At 70.0% G+C, this 14,968-nt stretch carries 16 protein-coding genes; 11 read left to right on the forward strand and 5 right to left on the reverse strand.

Annotated elements, in window-relative coordinates:
* Nucleotides 1-190 precede the first annotated feature (190 nt).
* Complete coding sequence (locus MRBLWH10_RS17565; RefSeq protein WP_341940914.1) at nucleotides 191-1,027, forward strand: sulfurtransferase; 837 nt, start codon at nucleotides 191-193, stop codon at nucleotides 1,025-1,027.
* On the opposite strand, the gene MRBLWH10_RS17570 is transcribed toward MRBLWH10_RS17565, so the two are convergent.
* Nucleotides 1,015-1,938: a hypothetical protein gene (locus MRBLWH10_RS17570; RefSeq protein WP_341940915.1), complete on the reverse strand. Its 924-nt coding sequence runs from the start codon at nucleotides 1,936-1,938 to the stop codon at nucleotides 1,015-1,017. The two genes, MRBLWH10_RS17565 and MRBLWH10_RS17570, sit on opposite strands and share 13 nt — an antisense overlap.
* A gap of 298 nt (nucleotides 1,939-2,236) precedes the next feature.
* Between MRBLWH10_RS17570 and MRBLWH10_RS17575 the strand changes: the two genes are divergently transcribed.
* The 3 genes from MRBLWH10_RS17575 to MRBLWH10_RS17585 are packed head-to-tail and all read left to right on the forward strand — an operon-like array spanning nucleotide 2,237 to nucleotide 4,723.
* Complete coding sequence (locus tag MRBLWH10_RS17575) at nucleotides 2,237-2,887, forward strand: acyl-CoA synthetase (RefSeq protein WP_341940916.1); 651 nt, start codon at nucleotides 2,237-2,239, stop codon at nucleotides 2,885-2,887.
* The gene (locus MRBLWH10_RS17580; RefSeq protein WP_105677477.1) at nucleotides 2,884-3,237 is read left to right on the forward strand and encodes a hypothetical protein; all 354 of its coding nucleotides are present in this window, start codon (nucleotides 2,884-2,886) and stop codon (nucleotides 3,235-3,237) included. The genes MRBLWH10_RS17575 and MRBLWH10_RS17580 overlap by 4 nt, the downstream gene beginning before the upstream one ends.
* Nucleotides 3,238-3,292: 55 nt before the next feature.
* Nucleotides 3,293-4,723 (forward strand): MFS transporter, encoded by a 1,431-nt coding sequence (locus tag MRBLWH10_RS17585; protein ID WP_341940917.1) that lies wholly within the window; start codon nucleotides 3,293-3,295, stop codon nucleotides 4,721-4,723.
* Between the two features lie 137 nt (nucleotides 4,724-4,860).
* Here the strand turns inward: MRBLWH10_RS17585 and MRBLWH10_RS17590 are convergent, their stop codons facing one another.
* Genes MRBLWH10_RS17590 through MRBLWH10_RS17600 form a run of 3 tightly spaced genes read right to left on the reverse strand, consistent with a single transcriptional unit; the run spans nucleotide 4,861 to nucleotide 7,062 of the window.
* The gene (locus tag MRBLWH10_RS17590; RefSeq protein WP_341940918.1) at nucleotides 4,861-5,202 is read right to left on the reverse strand and encodes a hypothetical protein; all 342 of its coding nucleotides are present in this window, start codon (nucleotides 5,200-5,202) and stop codon (nucleotides 4,861-4,863) included.
* Between the two features lie 5 nt (nucleotides 5,203-5,207).
* The gene (gene purB, locus MRBLWH10_RS17595; RefSeq protein WP_341942607.1) at nucleotides 5,208-6,590 is read right to left on the reverse strand and encodes an adenylosuccinate lyase; all 1,383 of its coding nucleotides are present in this window, start codon (nucleotides 6,588-6,590) and stop codon (nucleotides 5,208-5,210) included.
* Between the two features lie 22 nt (nucleotides 6,591-6,612).
* Nucleotides 6,613-7,062, reverse strand: a complete 450-nt coding sequence (locus MRBLWH10_RS17600; protein WP_258132734.1) for a low molecular weight protein-tyrosine-phosphatase — start codon at nucleotides 7,060-7,062, stop codon at nucleotides 6,613-6,615.
* Between the two features lie 201 nt (nucleotides 7,063-7,263).
* On the opposite strand from MRBLWH10_RS17600, the gene MRBLWH10_RS17605 reads away from it, so the two are divergent.
* Together MRBLWH10_RS17605 and MRBLWH10_RS17610 are read left to right on the forward strand one after the other, a co-directional pair.
* Complete coding sequence (locus MRBLWH10_RS17605) at nucleotides 7,264-7,527, forward strand: hypothetical protein (protein WP_341940919.1); 264 nt, start codon at nucleotides 7,264-7,266, stop codon at nucleotides 7,525-7,527.
* Nucleotides 7,528-7,535: 8 nt separating this feature from the next.
* Nucleotides 7,536-8,810, forward strand: coding sequence for a hypothetical protein (locus MRBLWH10_RS17610; RefSeq protein WP_341940920.1), 1,275 nt, complete (start codon nucleotides 7,536-7,538; stop codon nucleotides 8,808-8,810).
* A gap of 48 nt (nucleotides 8,811-8,858) precedes the next feature.
* Here the strand turns inward: MRBLWH10_RS17610 and MRBLWH10_RS17615 are convergent, their stop codons facing one another.
* The gene (locus MRBLWH10_RS17615; protein WP_105677266.1) at nucleotides 8,859-9,263 is read right to left on the reverse strand and encodes a phage holin family protein; all 405 of its coding nucleotides are present in this window, start codon (nucleotides 9,261-9,263) and stop codon (nucleotides 8,859-8,861) included.
* A gap of 148 nt (nucleotides 9,264-9,411) precedes the next feature.
* On the opposite strand from MRBLWH10_RS17615, the gene MRBLWH10_RS17620 reads away from it, so the two are divergent.
* The 5 genes from MRBLWH10_RS17620 (at nucleotide 9,412) to MRBLWH10_RS17640 (ending at nucleotide 14,523) form a co-directional block, all read left to right on the forward strand.
* Nucleotides 9,412-9,675: a hypothetical protein gene (locus tag MRBLWH10_RS17620; RefSeq protein WP_341940921.1), complete on the forward strand. Its 264-nt coding sequence runs from the start codon at nucleotides 9,412-9,414 to the stop codon at nucleotides 9,673-9,675.
* Nucleotides 9,676-9,693: 18 nt separating this feature from the next.
* The gene (locus tag MRBLWH10_RS17625) at nucleotides 9,694-10,761 is read left to right on the forward strand and encodes a histidinol-phosphate transaminase (RefSeq protein ID WP_341940922.1); all 1,068 of its coding nucleotides are present in this window, start codon (nucleotides 9,694-9,696) and stop codon (nucleotides 10,759-10,761) included.
* Between the two features lie 85 nt (nucleotides 10,762-10,846).
* A complete protein-coding gene (gene pdhA, locus MRBLWH10_RS17630) occupies nucleotides 10,847-11,974 on the forward strand; it encodes a pyruvate dehydrogenase (acetyl-transferring) E1 component subunit alpha (RefSeq protein WP_341940923.1) in 1,128 nt (375 codons plus the stop codon).
* A gap of 94 nt (nucleotides 11,975-12,068) precedes the next feature.
* Nucleotides 12,069-13,049, forward strand: a complete 981-nt coding sequence (locus MRBLWH10_RS17635; protein WP_341940924.1) for an alpha-ketoacid dehydrogenase subunit beta — start codon at nucleotides 12,069-12,071, stop codon at nucleotides 13,047-13,049.
* A 124-nt stretch (nucleotides 13,050-13,173) separates the two neighbouring features.
* Nucleotides 13,174-14,523, forward strand: coding sequence for a dihydrolipoamide acetyltransferase family protein (locus MRBLWH10_RS17640; RefSeq protein ID WP_223585582.1), 1,350 nt, complete (start codon nucleotides 13,174-13,176; stop codon nucleotides 14,521-14,523).
* Nucleotides 14,524-14,968: the final 445 nt, after the last annotated feature.

Consider the following 14,968-nt stretch of genomic DNA (forward strand, 5'->3'; position numbering starts at 1 on the left):
AGCGTTCGGACGGCGGGCGAATCGTCGGCGGGGAGGCCGGTGTGCCGGCGGGATTCTCCGGATGCTGCCGACACACCGCCGACCGCGCCGACAGGATGACCCCGTCCGCGGTCGGAGGACGCCGCCGCGGCCCATGACGGAATGCGACCGGATCGGCGAGCCGAGGGTCGCCGGCGGGTAGCCTCGCCCCATGAGCAACTTCGTGACCGCCGCCGAACTCCACGACCTGCTGACCACGGGCGCGCCCGTGCGCGTGATCGACGTGCGCTGGCGGCTCGACCGTCCGGACGGACGTGGCGAGTACCTGGAGGGGCACGTCCCCGGTGCGGTGTACGTGCCGCTCGATCAGGAGCTCGCGACGCACGGGGAGCCGTCAGAGGGCCGGCATCCGCTCCCATCCACCGCGACGCTGCAGGCGGCGGCCCGCCGCTGGGGCGTGCGCCCTGGCGACACGGTGGTCGTGTACGACGACGCCAAGGGCATCGCGGCGGCGCGCGCGTGGTGGCTGCTGCGGCAGGGCGGGGTCGACGTGAAGGTGCTCGAGGGCGGCATCCGCTCCTGGAAGGCGGCCGGTCTCGACACGACGACCGACGACGTCGCGCCGGAGGCCGGAGACGTCGTGCTCGCCGAGATCGGGGCGGACGCGATCTCCATCGACGAGGCCGCGGCGTTCCCGGCATCCGGAGTCCTGCTCGACGTGCGCGCGCCCGAGCGCTACCGCGGCGAGACCGAGCCCCTCGACCCGGTGGCCGGCCACGTGCCCGGCGCCCGCAACCTGCCCACCGTGCTGCACTTCGACGCCGAGGGGCGGATCCTCGATCACGACACCGTGCGGGCGACCTTCGCGTCGGTCGGCGTCACCCCCGGCACGGCCGTCGCCGCGTACTGCGGGTCGGGCGTCACGGCCGCGCACACCGTGCTGATCCTCGACGAGGTCGGCATCCCGGCGAAGGTGTTCCCCGGTTCGTGGAGCCAGTGGTCGAACACCCCCGGCCGCCCCGTGGCGACCGGCGATCAGCCGGGCTGATCCGTCCGCTCCCCGAAGCCCCAGCGCAGCTCCACCGTGCCGGGGCCGAACGCCCTGCGCACCTGATGGATCGACGACCGGCCCTCGAGCGACAGCGGGGCGAGGTGGATGCCGGTCGGCGTCTCGATCTTCTCCTCGATCCAGTCCGGCAGCGCGTCGGGGTGGAATCGCGTCCAGACCATCAGCTCACGGCACTGCCGGGCGACCGCATGACCCGTCTCGCGCGTGGGCGGATAGTCGTCCGGGTAGGCGATGGACCACTCGATGACCGCGGTGCCGGGGGCGGTGAGAGGGCTCTCCAGCTCGAACAGCGCGCCGTGGACCTCGCCGGTCGGGTGCGAGTACCGCGCCGAGATGCTGCCGCCGGAGACCGCGTCGAGCAGCGGCGCCGGAGTGCTGATCCCGGGGCTCAGCTCGAGGAAGGGGATGGCCGACACCGTGCCGACGGTCGACTGCACCACGCTGCGGGTGATGCAGCGGAAGACGTTCCCGTCGGCGTCGACGTCGGTGACCGAGTGCGTCGTGAGCTCGCGGCTCGTGTCGGGGTAGGGGGTTCCGAGGGCCTCGAAGGTGTCCTTCACCGCCTGTTCGAGCTCCTTCTCGTCGAGGGGGAACTGGTTCGGCCCCAGAGGACCCGTGCGGTTGGTGCGGCCGAGCAGAGCGGTCAGCGCCCCATCGGGGAGGTGCAGCAGCTCCTCGATGTCGTGCAGCGCCGCCATCGACTGCACACCCTCGGGGCGTCGAGCCCCGGACCGCCAGTAGCTCAGCGTCGCCATCGACACCCTGTTGCCGCGGACGCGGAGCTGCTCGTGCAGCCACGCGAGGGTCACGCCTCTGGCGTTGATGCCGTCGCGGAGAGCGGCGGCGACAGCATCCGTCCCGGACGTGCGGAGAACTTTCTTCGAACTCATCACAGGCCCCCTCCGGTATGTGAAGATCTTCGTCCTAGAGTGAGCTTACGACCGCGCACGTGCACCTCAGGGGACGGAGGTGCCGGAGTGGGGTCACTTGGCTGTGTCGCCGCAAGCAGGGTGCCCGACCTTGCACGACCAGCCTGGCGCAGTGATGCCCCCCTCGCTGCGTATGTCGTGGGGCCTGGTGATCGATCTGGGGAGATCCACCCGGCCCCACGAACGTCTCCGGGCACGGCCACAGCTCTCCGCGCCCGCGCGTAGACTGGGTGAGACACCTCGGAGGACCCTGCTCGTCATGTCTGCCCCTGCTCGCACGTTCACCGTGCGCCACGTCCAGTTGGTGCGCGCGCTGTTCGCCGCGGCCGCTGCGCTGATGATCACCTTCTCGCCCGACCACTCGGCGGCGGTGGGACTCGCGGTCTTCAGCGGCTTCGCCCTGACCACCGCCCTCGTGCTGGCCCTCTCGGCCTGGCTCGTCTTCCCTGCGGGATCGCGCTGGCCATACGTGCTGCTCGCGGCCCTCGGGTTCCTGTTCGGCATGGCGGGCGGCGTGCCCGCCTGGCGCACCGACGACCTGTTCTTCGTCATCGTCGTCGCCTGGGGTGTCACCACCGGGGTGGTCGAGCTCATCGCGGGTCTGCGAGCACGGCGTGCCGGAGAGTCGACCGCACGCGACGCGATCACCGTGGGCGCGTTCGGCATCCTGCTCGGCATCCTGCTGCTGGCGATCCCCGCCGGGTTCACGCAGCCCTACGCGATCAAGGACGCGGGGGAGTTCGTGCTCACCGGCATCATCCTCGGCGTCGGCATGTTCGGCGGGTACGCCGCGATCGTGGCGGTGTTCCTCGGCATCGCGGGTCTCACCCCGAAGCGAGCGGATGCCGTCGCCACGGCATCCGATGACGGACTGAGCGCGGCCGAGGCCGCGCGCGGAGGAGAGCGATGAGCGACGAGAAGCCCACCAGACGGGACATCCTGCGCCCCCTCCACCTGCTCGGCATCGCGCTCGGGTGCGGTGTGTTCGCCGCGCTGGTCACGCTGATCTCCACCGGCGCCTTCACGTCGCGCGTCAACACCGCGATCGCCAACGGCACCTATCAGGGGCTCACCCCGATCGCGCTGGGCCTGGTCGTCGGCGGGGGCGCGTTCATCGTGACGCTGCTCGCTCTGGCCATGCTGATCCTCGCGGTCGACCCCGCCGACGTCACGAAGACGGTCGATCGGCCCGTGCTGTACGACCCCGAGACCGAGGGCGACGCCGAGTCCGAGTCGCCGAAGGGCACCGCCTCCTCCTGACCGGCATCCTCCGCCGACTCGGAATAGTCCGGCACCGCGGGGACTTGTCCCTGTGGTGACTGCCTCGATCGACCGCGCCTCCATCGGACTCCGATCGGAACGCGGACCGGTCCTCGCGGCGCTCATGCTCTCGACCGGTCTCATCGCGATCGACGCGACGATCCTCGCCACCGCGGTGCCCAGCATCGTGCGGGATCTCGGCAGCTACCAGCAGTTCCCCTGGCTGTTCTCGGTGTACCTGCTCGCCCAGGCCGTCAGCGTGCCCATCTACTCGCGCTTCGCCGACACCGTCGGACGCAAGCCGATCATCCTGCTCGGCATCGGGCTCTTCCTCCTCGGCTCGATCCTCTGCGGCTTCGCGTGGAGCATGCCCGCGCTGATCCTGTTCCGCATCATCCAGGGACTCGGCGCCGGCGCGGTCGCCCCGATGTCGATGACGATCGTCGGCGACATCTACACGGTCGCCGAGCGCGCCAAGGTGCAGGGGTACATCGCGTCCGTGTGGGCGATCTCCTCGGTGGTCGGCCCCGCCCTCGGAGGTATCTTCGCCCAGCTGGACGCCTGGCGGTGGATCTTCTGGGTGAACATCCCGCTGTGCCTGATCGCGGGGTGGATGCTGCTGCGCAACTACGAGGAGAAGAAGCAGACCCAGCGCCACCGCATCGACTACGCGGGGGCCGTGCTGCTGACGGTCGGGCTCACCGGTCTCATCCTCGGGATGCTGGAGGGCGGCAACGCGTGGGCGTGGCTGTCCCCGCAGAGCGCGCTGTGCTTCGGCATCGGCGCGCTGGCCCTCGTCGCTTTCGCCCTGGTCGAGCGCCGGGCCGCGGAGCCGATCGTCGACCTGCGGCTCGCCGCACGCCCGCTCATCCTCACGACCACGATCGTCTCGCTCGGCATCGGCGCGCTCATGACCGGCGTCACCAGCTTCGCTCCGGCCTACCTCGAAGGATCGATCGGCATCGCTCCGCTGTTGTCGGGGCTCGCGGTCGCCGCGCTCACGCTCGGCTGGCCGATCTCGGCGGCCAACGCGGGGCGCCTCTATCTGCGGATCGGATTCCGCCGCACGACGCTCACCGGCATGAGCATCACGACCGTCGCCGCGATCGCGCTCGCCGTCGTGTCGCCGTGGCCCAACCCGTTCTCCGTGGCCGCGATCGCCTTCGTGCTGGGCTTCGGTCTCGGCTGGAGCGCGGCGCCGACGCTGATCGCCGCCCAGGCGTCGGTCGGCTGGGGCGAGAGGGGCGCCGTCACGGGCATGAACGCCTTCGCCCGCTCGGCGGGAAGCGCACTGGGCGTCGCCGTGTTCGGTGCGATCTCCAACTCCGTGATCGCACAGGGAGCCGGCCCCGACGACCCCGCGACGATCATCTCGGCATCCGTCTGGGTGTTCGTCGGCGCCGCGGTCGTGGCCGCGCTGACCCTGGCCGCCGCGTTCTTCATGCCCCGCGACTCCGTGGAGGAGCACTCCGGCGAGGCACGCTAGCCCCCTCTCGTACGCCTCAGCGTCGCGTCGACTTCGCGTGCACTCGTCGAATGCACGGGTTCTCGACGCGAGGATGCCGTGCACTCGACGAGTTCACGTGCACTCGACGGCGGCGGTGCGACGCAGGGGAGAGCGGGTCAGCTGCGGGGGCGCTTCTCGATGTCGTCGAGCATGGCGCGGAGCTCAGCTTCCTGCGCCTTCTCCTGCGCCGACTCCGGGTCGTATGCGCGCAGCCGCACGCTGACCTCGTCGAGCAGGTTGTCCACGGCATCCGCGTCGTAGCCGGTGCCGAAGAACGGCACGTTCCGGAACTGCGCGAGCACGATCTCATCCACGCGGAGCGCGGGGCGGAACCCGCGCTCCCCGGCCCTCAGCGCCTCCCCGCACCGCGCGAGGAACGCGTCGACCTCCTCGACGTCGTACCGGCTGCCGGTGCGACGCAGCGGCAGCGTCGCCGCCGCGAGCTGTGCGCTGTCCATCCGGGTTACTTCGCCAGCTGCTCGGCGATGCCCGTGTAGGTCGCGGGGGTCAGCGCGAGCAGTCGCTGCTTCGCGGCATCCCCGATCTCCAGCTTCTGCACGAACTCCGCGAGGTCCGCAGCGCCGACGCGGTGGCCGCGGGTGAGCTCCTTGAGCAGCGCGTACGGGTCCTGGATCGTGGAGCGCCCGGCGACGACCTCCGCGCGGATCACGGTCTGGATGGCCTCGGCGAGCACCTCCCAGTTCACGTCGAGGTCGGCGAGCAGCACGTCGCGCGACAGCGAGATCGCGTTCAGGCCGCGGCGCAGGTTGTCGAGCGCGAGCAGCGAGTGCCCGAACGCGACGCCGATGTTGCGCTGCGTCGTGGAGTCGGTGAGGTCGCGCTGCAGGCGGCTCGTGACCAGGGTCTGGCCGAGCGAGGCGAGCAGGGCGCCCGAGATCTCCAGGTTCGCCTCGGCGTTCTCGAAGCGGATCGGGTTGATCTTGTGCGGCATCGTCGAGGAGCCGGTGGCGCCGGCGACGGGGATCTGCGCGAAGTAGCCCAGCGAGATGTAGGTCCAGATGTCGGTGGCGAGGTTGTGCAGGATGCCGCCGGCGTGACGCACGCGGTCGTACAGCTCGACCTGCCAGTCGTGCGACTCGATCTGCGTCGTGAGGATGTTGAAGCCCAGCCCCAGGCCCTCGATGTACTCCCGCGCGATGGTCGGCCAGTCGGCGTCGGGGTCGGCGGCGAGATGCGCCGACCACGTGCCGGTCGCGCCGGAGAACTTGGCGAGGTAGTCGGATGCCGCGATCTGGCCCCGAACGCGCTCCAGGCGCCACGCGAAGACCGCGAGCTCCTTGCCCATGGTCGAGGGGGTCGCCGGCTGCCCGTGCGTACGGGAGAGCATCGCGGCATCCGCGTGCTCGACGGCCAGCTCGCGGAGCGTGGTGATGATCGTGTCGAGCGCGGGGAGCCAGACCTCCTCGACCGCGCGCTTGACGGTGAGCGCGTAGGAGGCGGAGTTGATGTCCTCGCTCGTGCAGGCGAAGTGGGTGAGCTCGGCGATGCGGTCGAGTCCGAGCGTCGAGAGACGATCGCGCACCAGGTACTCGATGGCCTTCACGTCGTGCTGCGTGACGGCCTCCTTCTCGGCGAGCCAGTCGATCTCGGCCTGGCCGAAGTCGCGGTAGAGGGCGCGCAGGCGCTCCTTGTCGGCATCCGACAGGGGAGAGGTCTCGAACAGCGAGCGGTCGGTGAGGGCGATCAGCCACTCCACCTCGACCTCGACCCGTGCGCGGTTCAGGCCCGCCTCGGAGAGGAAGTCGGCGAGACCGGTGACGGCGCCGCGGTAGCGGCCGTCGAGGGGGCTCAGGGGCTGGGGCGGGAGCGAGGGCTGGAAAGTCAGGGGAGTCCTCCTGATCGGGCCCCTATGCTCGGGGCGTGCGAGGGGCGCGAAGGGCCGGTTCGAGCTGGCGGAACAGGCCGCGCGTCGCCGCCTCAATCATACCGAGCACGGCATCGAACATCTCCGTGCCGGCGTAGTAGGGGTCGGGCACGTCCTGGGTCGAGGCGTCAGGGTCGAACGCGAGCAGCAGCGTGACCTTGCCCTCCTCGTCTTCATCGTGCGCCCACTCGCGGAGGATGCGCTCATGGGTGCGGTCGAGCGCCACGACCAGGTCGTTGTCGGCGAAGGATGCGGTCGTGAACTGCTTCGCTCGGTGCTGCGAGCCGTCGTAGCCGCGGCGGGTGAGGGAGTCGATCGTGCGCTGATCGGCCCTTTCCCCGAGGTGCCAGTCGCCCGTTCCCGCGCTGCGCGAGACGATCCGCGACCCCAGACCCTGGCGCTCTGCGAGATCGCGGAAGACGACCTCCGCCATCGGGGAGCGGCAGATGTTCCCCGTGCACACGAAGATCACGCGGAAGGGATCCGGGGATGTCACCGTTCCATTCTGCCGGTCTCCGGCTCATCCCGCAGTCTCATCCTCCACATTCAGCCTCTGGAGCGACCTGTCCACCGTCGTCGCCGTTCTGCGGATCGCGGCCCCGCACGTCGATCACGGATCGTGGATGCTGGCCGCATGTACGCATTCGCCATCGCAGACACCGGCGGCTCAGAGGCGGCCTGGGCCCTGATCCTCGCCGGTCACGCCGTCGACGAGGCCGTCCAGGCGCTGGATGCCGTCGGGGCCGCACTCGGCCCGCTGATCGCCGACACCGAGTGGGAGTCCGAGGGTGTGCGGGCCCTCCGACGCGAGCTCCTCGGCTATCGCGACGGCGCGGCTGCGGAGGTCGCGCGTCTGCACGAGAGGTCTCGGGAGATGGAGAGGGCCCTGGCATCGTGAGCGGCGGGATGGAGATCGACCACGGCGGAGCGATCTGCGTCGACCCCGAGTCGCTGCGGGAGGTCGCGGCGCGGCTCGCGGCGCTCGCGACGGACATCGACGGAGCGCGCTCCTCGATCATGCGGGCCCATCGCATCATCGTCGACGCCCCTGGGGCGGGCGAGCAGGTCGACACCGTGGCGCTCTGGGCGAGTGGAGAGCGCGCGGAGGAACTGCGGTCTGAGTGCGATTCGGCCGTGATCGGGATCAGGCTGATGGCCGATGTCTACGAGTACGTCGAGCTGCAGGCAGAGGCCGACGCGCTGGCGCTCGCCCACGACGCCGGGGCCGATGTGCTGCGCCGGAGGATGGAGCGGCTCGCCGACGCAGACGCCCGCATCCCCGACATGGCGACTCTGCTCGTGCAGGGCTGGAAGGACGAGCGGTTCCGAGGGCTCGACAGCCAGTTCGACCTCGGCGGGCTGCTGGCGCCGCTGTTCCTCGGGGCCGGCGCGGTCGGCGCAACGGGCCTCGGGGTGATCCCGGCGGGGTCGCGCCTCACGGGCACGGCCGATCCCGTCTCGGTGACGCCCGTGCGCACCTCCTCGCCGTCGGGCGCACCCGCCGGGGCCGCCGATGCCCTCCGCAGGATGCCGAGTGCGGCGGGCGCGCAGATCGCCGTCGAGAAGTACACGATGCCCGGAGGGGAGGCGAGGTACGTGACCTACCTCTCAGGCACGCAGAACGCCTGGCCGCAGTCGCTGCTCGGCGGGAAGGAGCCGTGGGACATGAAGTCCAACCGGGAGCTTTACACGGGCCGGCGGTCATCGTCCTATCAGGCGACGCTCGACGCGCTCGCGGCGGCCGGGGCGAAGCCGGGCGACGAGGTCGACGTCGTCGCCCACTCGCAGTCGGGCATGATCGCCGCGCACCTCGCGATGGAGTCGGACTACGACGTGAAGGTGCAGATCACCGCGGGGAGTCCGGTCGAGCCCGCTCTCGGCGACGATCAGACCATCGTCCAGTTCCGGCACACCGACGACCTCGTCTCGAGTCTCGCGGGTGGCGGTTCCCCCGGGGGCACGGGCTCGGCCGACAGCGTCACCGTCACGCGCGAGGGCGACCCGCGCGACGGCATCCAGGACGCGGGGCTGGAGACCCATCAGCTCCGCACCTACATCGAGACGGCGGAGATGGCCGATGCCTCCGGCGACCCGCGGATCGAGGCGCTCGGCGAGTTCTGGGCAGACCTCGACGAGGCCGTCGAGGTCGAGCGGACCGAGTACCGGGCGACGCGGGACTGATCGATGGCGCACACGAGAGGAGCGCGCCGACCGGTCAGGGCGGGGGAGTCAGTCGCGGCGGGACTTCTTGGTCTGCGGGCGGAGGATGAAGCCGAAGACGCCGTTGATGACCGAGATGATGAGCGCGGCGAGCACGCCCCACCAGAAGTCCCCGACGGTGAGACCCCAGCCGAATCCGCTCGTGATCCACGCCGTGAGCCACAGGAGGAACCCGTTGATCACGAAGCCGATCAGGCCGAACGTGATGATGTAGAGCGGGAACGCGACGATCTTCACGATCGTGCCGATGATCGTGTTCACGAGGGCGAAGATCGCCGCCACCGCGAGCAGGGTCAGCACGAGCTGCAGGGTCTCGCCGGGCGCGAAGGCCTTGATCTGCACCTGCAGCGCGGGGATCAGCGTCACCACCCACAGGGCGAAGGCGTTCACGACGACACGGATGATGAAGCGCATAGTCCCTCCAGTCTCACACGAGGACGCCGAGATGTCAGCGGGGTGCCTCAGCGGTCGTGGCATGGACAGCGGCACTCGGCATTCTCCGGGGAGGTAGTCGGAGACCGATCGCACCACGGATCTCGACACGTGCGGTTAGCGTAAGGCCATGGATCCCGAGCAGACGACACAGGTGGAGTTGTACACGACACCGGATGGGGTGACGAACCTCGAGGTGCGCACTGACGGGACGACCGTGTGGCTGACCCGACAGCAACTCGCCTCCCTCTTCGGCCGTGACGTCAAGACCATCGGCAAGCATGTCGTCAACGCGTCGAGGGAAGAGCTCGAGTGGATTCCAACTGTCGCAAGATTTGCGACAGTTGGAATCGAAGGGGCTCATGATCGCGCTCATCACGCGGATGATCGCTGAATCCCTAGACTCGTGACCGTGACCGACCCGATCCTGCCCCGCATCCGTCCCGCCATCGCCGCCCTCGCGCCGTACCGCCAGGGCAAGCAGGCCGGCCCCGACGCGTACAAGCTGTCGAGCAACGAGAACCCCTTCGAGCCGCTGCCGTCGGTCCTCGACGCGCTCCAGCACACGACGCCGATCAACCGCTACCCCGACGCCACCGCCGGACGCCTGCGCGAGCGCCTCGGCATCCGCTTCAGCGTCGACCCGAACCAGGTCCACGTCGCCGCCGGAAGCGTCTCGATCCTGCACCAGCTCATCCTCGCCACGGCATCCGTCGGCGATGAGGTCATCTACGCGTGGCGCTCCTTCGAGGCCTACCCGAGCCTTCCTCTGGTCGCGGGGGCGACCGGTGTCCAGGTCCCGCTGACCGCCGACTTCCGCCATGACCTCGACGCGATGGCGGATGCCGTCACCGACCGCACCCGCGCGATCATCCTCTGCACGCCGAACAACCCGACGGGCCCGATCATCACGAGCGACGAGTTCGCGAACTTCGTCGCCCGCGTCCCCGGAGACGTCCTCATCGTCCTCGACGAGGCGTACGCGGAGTTCGTCACCGCCCCCGGCGCGGTCGACGGACTCGCCGAGCGCGTCTTCGAGCGGCATCCCAACGTCGTCGTGCTGCGCACCTTCTCCAAGGCGTACGGTCTCGCGGGGCTGCGCATCGGCTACGCGATCGGCAACGAGAAGGTGCTCGACGCCGCCCGCAGCACCGGCATCCCCCTCTCCGTGACCTCCGCGGCCGAGAACGCCGCCATCGCCAGCCTCGACGCCGAGTCCGAGCTCCTCGCCCGCGTCGCCGAGATCGTCGAACGCCGCACGCGCCTCGTCGAGCGTCTCCGCGCCCAGGGGTGGGACGTGCCAGACGTTCAGGGCAACTTCGTCTGGCTGCCGACGGGCGAGCGGACGGATGCCGTGGCCGCGCTCTTCCTCCAGAACGATCTCGTCGTCCGGCCGTTCCCCGGCGACGGCATCCGCATCTCCGTGGGCGAGGAGGGCTCCATCACCCGAGTCCTCGACGTCGCCGCGACAGCCCTCTGACCGGGGATTCTTCGGGTTCCCGACAGATACAAGGGCGTCCTAGGTATGCGTGCCGGGGCATGCGGGCGCGGGTAGCGTAAGAGCCGTGACTACCTCCGAGACCCCCCTCGTGCGCGTCCTCGACGCGACCGGACGGTTCGCCCCGTCGGATGCCGCCGAGCGCTACCTCCCGCTGATCGAGAAGATCAGCGATGCGGAGCTCGAGCAGTTCTACCGTGACATGGTCGTCATCCGGGCCATCGACACCCAGGCGACGAACCTGCAGCGTCAGGGCCAGCTGGCGCTGTGGCCGCCGAGCCGCGGTCAGGAGGCGGCCCAGGTCGGCTCCGGTCGCGCCGCCCGCGCGCAGGACACGATCTTCCCGTCGTACCGCGAGCACGCCGTCACCCGCATCCGCGGCGTCGATCCGGTCGACATCATCAAGCTCATGCGCGGCGTCTCGCACGGCGGCTGGGACCCGACCGACCCGAAGAACGGCAACACCCGGCTCTACACCCTCGTGCTCGGCTCGCAGGTGCTGCACGCCGCGGGCTACGCGATGGGCCTCTCCTTCGACGGCCGCACCGGCACGGGAGACCCCGAGCACGACGAAGCGGTCATCGTCTACTACGGCGACGGCGCGTCCAGCCAGGGTGACGTGCACGAGGCGATGGTCTTCGCCGCCAGCTACCAGGCCCCGACGGTGTTCTTCCTGCAGAACAACCACTGGGCGATCTCGGTGCCGGTGTCGACCCAGTCGCGGGTGCCTCTCGTCGAGCGCAGCGCCGGCTACGGCATCCCCAGCGTCCGCGTCGACGGCAACGACGTCCTCGCCAGCTACGCCGTCTCGCGCGTGGCCCTCGACGAGGCCCGCGCCGGCGGCGGACCCCGCGCGATCGAAGCCGTGACCTACCGGCTCGGCGCGCACACCACCAGCGACGACCCCACGAAGTACCGCGGCTCCGAAGAGGAGCAGTCGTGGGCCGAGCGCGACCCGATCGTGCGGATGCGCGCGTTCCTGGAGAACCGCGGAGCCTCGGCGGAGTTCTTCGCCGACGTGGACGCCGAGGGCGCCGACGCCGCGGAGGACCTCAGGGCGCGCACCGTGGAGCTGGGCCCGCCCAGCGCCGACAAGATCTTCGACCACGTCTACAGCGAGCCGCATCCGCTGATCGCCGAGCAGAAGGCGTGGCGCGCCAGGTACGAGGCGTCGTTCGACGGAGGCCAGTCGTGAGCGGAATTCGGACGGATACCGTTTTCTCGGACGATCCGTGCCGCAGCATCCGATATTCCTGCAATCGTCCGAATTCCGTGAAGGGGCACCAGGCATGACTCTCGAGACGATGCCGTTCAGCAAGGCCCTGAACGCGGGGCTCCGCGCGGCCATGGAGAATGACGACCGGGTCCTGCTCATGGGCGAGGACATCGGCAAGCTCGGCGGTGTCTTCCGCGTGACGGAGCACCTGCAGCGCGACTTCGGCGACCGCCGCGTGCTCGACACCCCGCTCGCCGAGTCGGGGATCGTCGGCACCGCGATCGGACTCGCCATGACCGGGTTCCGGCCCGTCATCGAGATCCAGTTCGACGGCTTCGTGTTCCCGGCGTTCGATCAGATCACCACGCAGCTCGCGAAGCTCACGAACCGGCACGAGGGCAGGCTCTCGCTCCCGATCGTGATCCGCATCCCCTACGGCGGGCACATCGGCGCGGTCGAGCACCACCAGGAGAGCCCCGAGGCGTACTTCACGCACACCCCGGGTCTGCGTGTGGTGTCGCCGTCGACGCCGAACGACGCGTACTGGATGATCCAGGAGGCGATCGCCTCGAACGATCCCGTGATCTTCATGGAGCCGAAGAGCCGCTACTGGACCAAGGGCGAGGTGGCGCTCGACGCGTCCGCGGCGCCGCTGCACTCGTCGCGCGTCGTGCGCACCGGCACCGACGTCACGCTCGTCGGCCACGGCGCCATGGTCACGACCCTGCTGCAGGCCGCCGCGCTCGCCGAGGCCGAGGGCACCAGCTGCGAGGTCGTCGACGTGCGCTCGCTGTCGCCCATCGACTACGAGCCGATCCTCGACTCGGTGCGCAAGACCGGCCGCATGGTCTACGCCCAGGAGGCGCAGGGCTTCACGAGCCTCGGCAGCGAGGTCGCCGCGACCGTGATGGAGCGGGCGTTCTACGCGCTGGAGGCTCCCGTGCTGCGGGTGTCGGGCTACGACACCCCGTTCCCCCCGGCGAAGCTCGAGGGCGCGTACCTCCCGGATGCCGACCGCATCCTCGAGGCCGTCGACCGTTCGCTGGCCTACTGATGTACAACCGGCGCTCCAGAACTCCGGAGAATTGCGCCCCTTCGCCGCTGAATCTGCGTCAGAGTGGGGATCAGGCCGTGGATCTCCGGAGTTTCGGACGAGGCGCCAGCCGAAAGGACTCGAAATGAGCACGCAGAACTTCACCCTCCCCGACGTCGGCGAAGGCCTCACCGAGGCCGAGATCGTCGCCTGGAAGGTCGCCCCCGGCGACGCCGTCGCGATCAATGACGTCATCTGCGAGATCGAGACGGCCAAGTCGCTCGTCGAGCTCCCGTCCCCGCACGCGGGGGTCGTCGGCGAGCTGCTCGTCGCCGAGGGGACGACGGTCGAGGTCGGCACCCCGATCATCAGCTTCGTGACGGATGCCGCACCCGCTGCGCCCGCGGCCCCTGCCGCCCCGGCGGCCGAAGAGGGCGGCGGCTCCGTGCTCGTCGGCTACGGCTCAGGCGGCGGCGCCACGTCGCGCCGCAAGCGTCCGGCCGAGCGTCCGGTGCGGTCGTCGGTCGGCGTGATCGCGAAGCCGCCGATCCGCAAGCTCGCCCGCGACCTCGGCGTCGACCTCACGACGGTCACCCCGACGGGAGCCGACGGCGAGGTCACCCGCGACGACGTGATGAAGCACGCCTCGCAGGCGAGCGTGTTCCGCAACATCGAGACGCCCGAGTGGGGCGCCGTCCGTGAGGAGACCGTGCCCGCCCCGCAGAGCGCACCGGTGGGCCTCGCCCGAGGTCTCGCTCCGGCTCCGGCATCCGCTCCGCACGTCGACGAGCCGGGTCGCACCGAGTCCATCCCGGTCAAGGGCGTCCGCAAGGCGACCTCCTCGGCCATGGTGCAGAGCGCCTACTCGGCCCCGCACGTGACGGTGTGGAAGGAGATCGACGCGAGCCGCACGATGGAGCTCGTCAAGCGGCTCAAGGCCTCGCCGGACTACGCCGACATCCGCGTCTCGCCGCTGCTCATCATGGCGCGCGCCGTGATCTGGGCGGCCCGCCGCACCCCGATGGTGAACGCGGCGTGGGTCGAGACCGAGAACGGCGCCGAGATCGTCGTGCGGCACTACGTGAACCTCGGCATCGCCGCGGCCACCCCGCGTGGGCTCCTCGTGCCGAACATCAAGGACGCGCAGGACCTCGGCATGAAGGACCTCGCCCGTGCCCTGAACCGCCTCACCCTCACCGCGCGCGAGGGCAAGACGAGCCCCGCCGACCAGCAGGGCGGCACCATCACGATCACCAACATCGGCGTGTTCGGGATGGATGCCGGCACTCCGATCATCAACCCCGGCGAGGCCGGCATCGTCGCCATGGGCACGATCAGCCAGAAGCCGTGGGTTGTCGACGGCGAGGTGCGCCCCCGCTGGGTGACCACGGTCGCCGGCTCGTTCGACCACCGCGTGATCGACGGCGACGGCATGAGCCGCTTCATCGCCGACGTGGCGAGCGTGCTGGAGGAGCCCGCGCTGCTCGTCGACTGAGGTATGAGATGACCTTGAACCCGCGCCAATGGAGCCTCCAAGTTGCTCCTGAAAACCAGATCTGCTCCAGATCCGGTAGTTGCTCCATGGGATCCCTGGGATCACTGGGATCGCCACCAGCCGCCACAGGAGGGCGCTGATGACAGAACGAGTTCCTCGTAAGCCGCCCGCGGCTCTCGTGGATCAGTGGCCGGACACGCCGACCTCCGATCCAGCTGGTGAGGCAGTGCGACGCTTCGTAGTCAACCTTCGTGATGTACTCGGAGATCGAAGCGTACGAGCCGTGGCACGCGATGCGGCTTGGACGAGCGCACCATCCGGCACGTGATGGCCGGATCCGTCTGGCCCGACCTCCTGACGGTGTCGCGATTTGAACACGTTCTTGGCGTGAACCTGTATCCCGGGGCCAACTAGCTGCGCTTCGCCCCCGAGTCGCCTGCGGTTC

This window comes from Microbacterium sp. LWH10-1.2 (assembly GCF_038397765.1).
Classification (GTDB): domain Bacteria; phylum Actinomycetota; class Actinomycetes; order Actinomycetales; family Microbacteriaceae; genus Microbacterium; species Microbacterium natoriense.

Excerpts from the sequence above, each read along its gene's own strand:
- MRBLWH10_RS17565 (WP_341940914.1), top strand. The coding sequence starts at position 191 with ATGAGCAACTTCGTGACCGCCGCCGAACTCCACGACCTGCTGACCACG.
- MRBLWH10_RS17570 (WP_341940915.1), bottom strand. The coding sequence starts at position 1,938 with ATGAGTTCGAAGAAAGTTCTCCGCACGTCCGGGACGGATGCTGTCGCC.
- MRBLWH10_RS17575 (WP_341940916.1), top strand. The coding sequence starts at position 2,237 with ATGTCTGCCCCTGCTCGCACGTTCACCGTGCGCCACGTCCAGTTGGTG.
- MRBLWH10_RS17580 (WP_105677477.1), top strand. The coding sequence starts at position 2,884 with ATGAGCGACGAGAAGCCCACCAGACGGGACATCCTGCGCCCCCTCCAC.
- MRBLWH10_RS17590 (WP_341940918.1), bottom strand. The coding sequence starts at position 5,202 with ATGGACAGCGCACAGCTCGCGGCGGCGACGCTGCCGCTGCGTCGCACC.
- MRBLWH10_RS17600 (WP_258132734.1), bottom strand. The coding sequence starts at position 7,062 with ATGGCGGAGGTCGTCTTCCGCGATCTCGCAGAGCGCCAGGGTCTGGGG.
- MRBLWH10_RS17605 (WP_341940919.1), top strand. The coding sequence starts at position 7,264 with ATGTACGCATTCGCCATCGCAGACACCGGCGGCTCAGAGGCGGCCTGG.
- MRBLWH10_RS17610 (WP_341940920.1), top strand. The coding sequence starts at position 7,536 with ATGGAGATCGACCACGGCGGAGCGATCTGCGTCGACCCCGAGTCGCTG.
- MRBLWH10_RS17615 (WP_105677266.1), bottom strand. The coding sequence starts at position 9,263 with ATGCGCTTCATCATCCGTGTCGTCGTGAACGCCTTCGCCCTGTGGGTG.
- MRBLWH10_RS17620 (WP_341940921.1), top strand. The coding sequence starts at position 9,412 with ATGGATCCCGAGCAGACGACACAGGTGGAGTTGTACACGACACCGGAT.
- MRBLWH10_RS17635 (WP_341940924.1), top strand. The coding sequence starts at position 12,069 with ATGACTCTCGAGACGATGCCGTTCAGCAAGGCCCTGAACGCGGGGCTC.
- MRBLWH10_RS17640 (WP_223585582.1), top strand. The coding sequence starts at position 13,174 with ATGAGCACGCAGAACTTCACCCTCCCCGACGTCGGCGAAGGCCTCACC.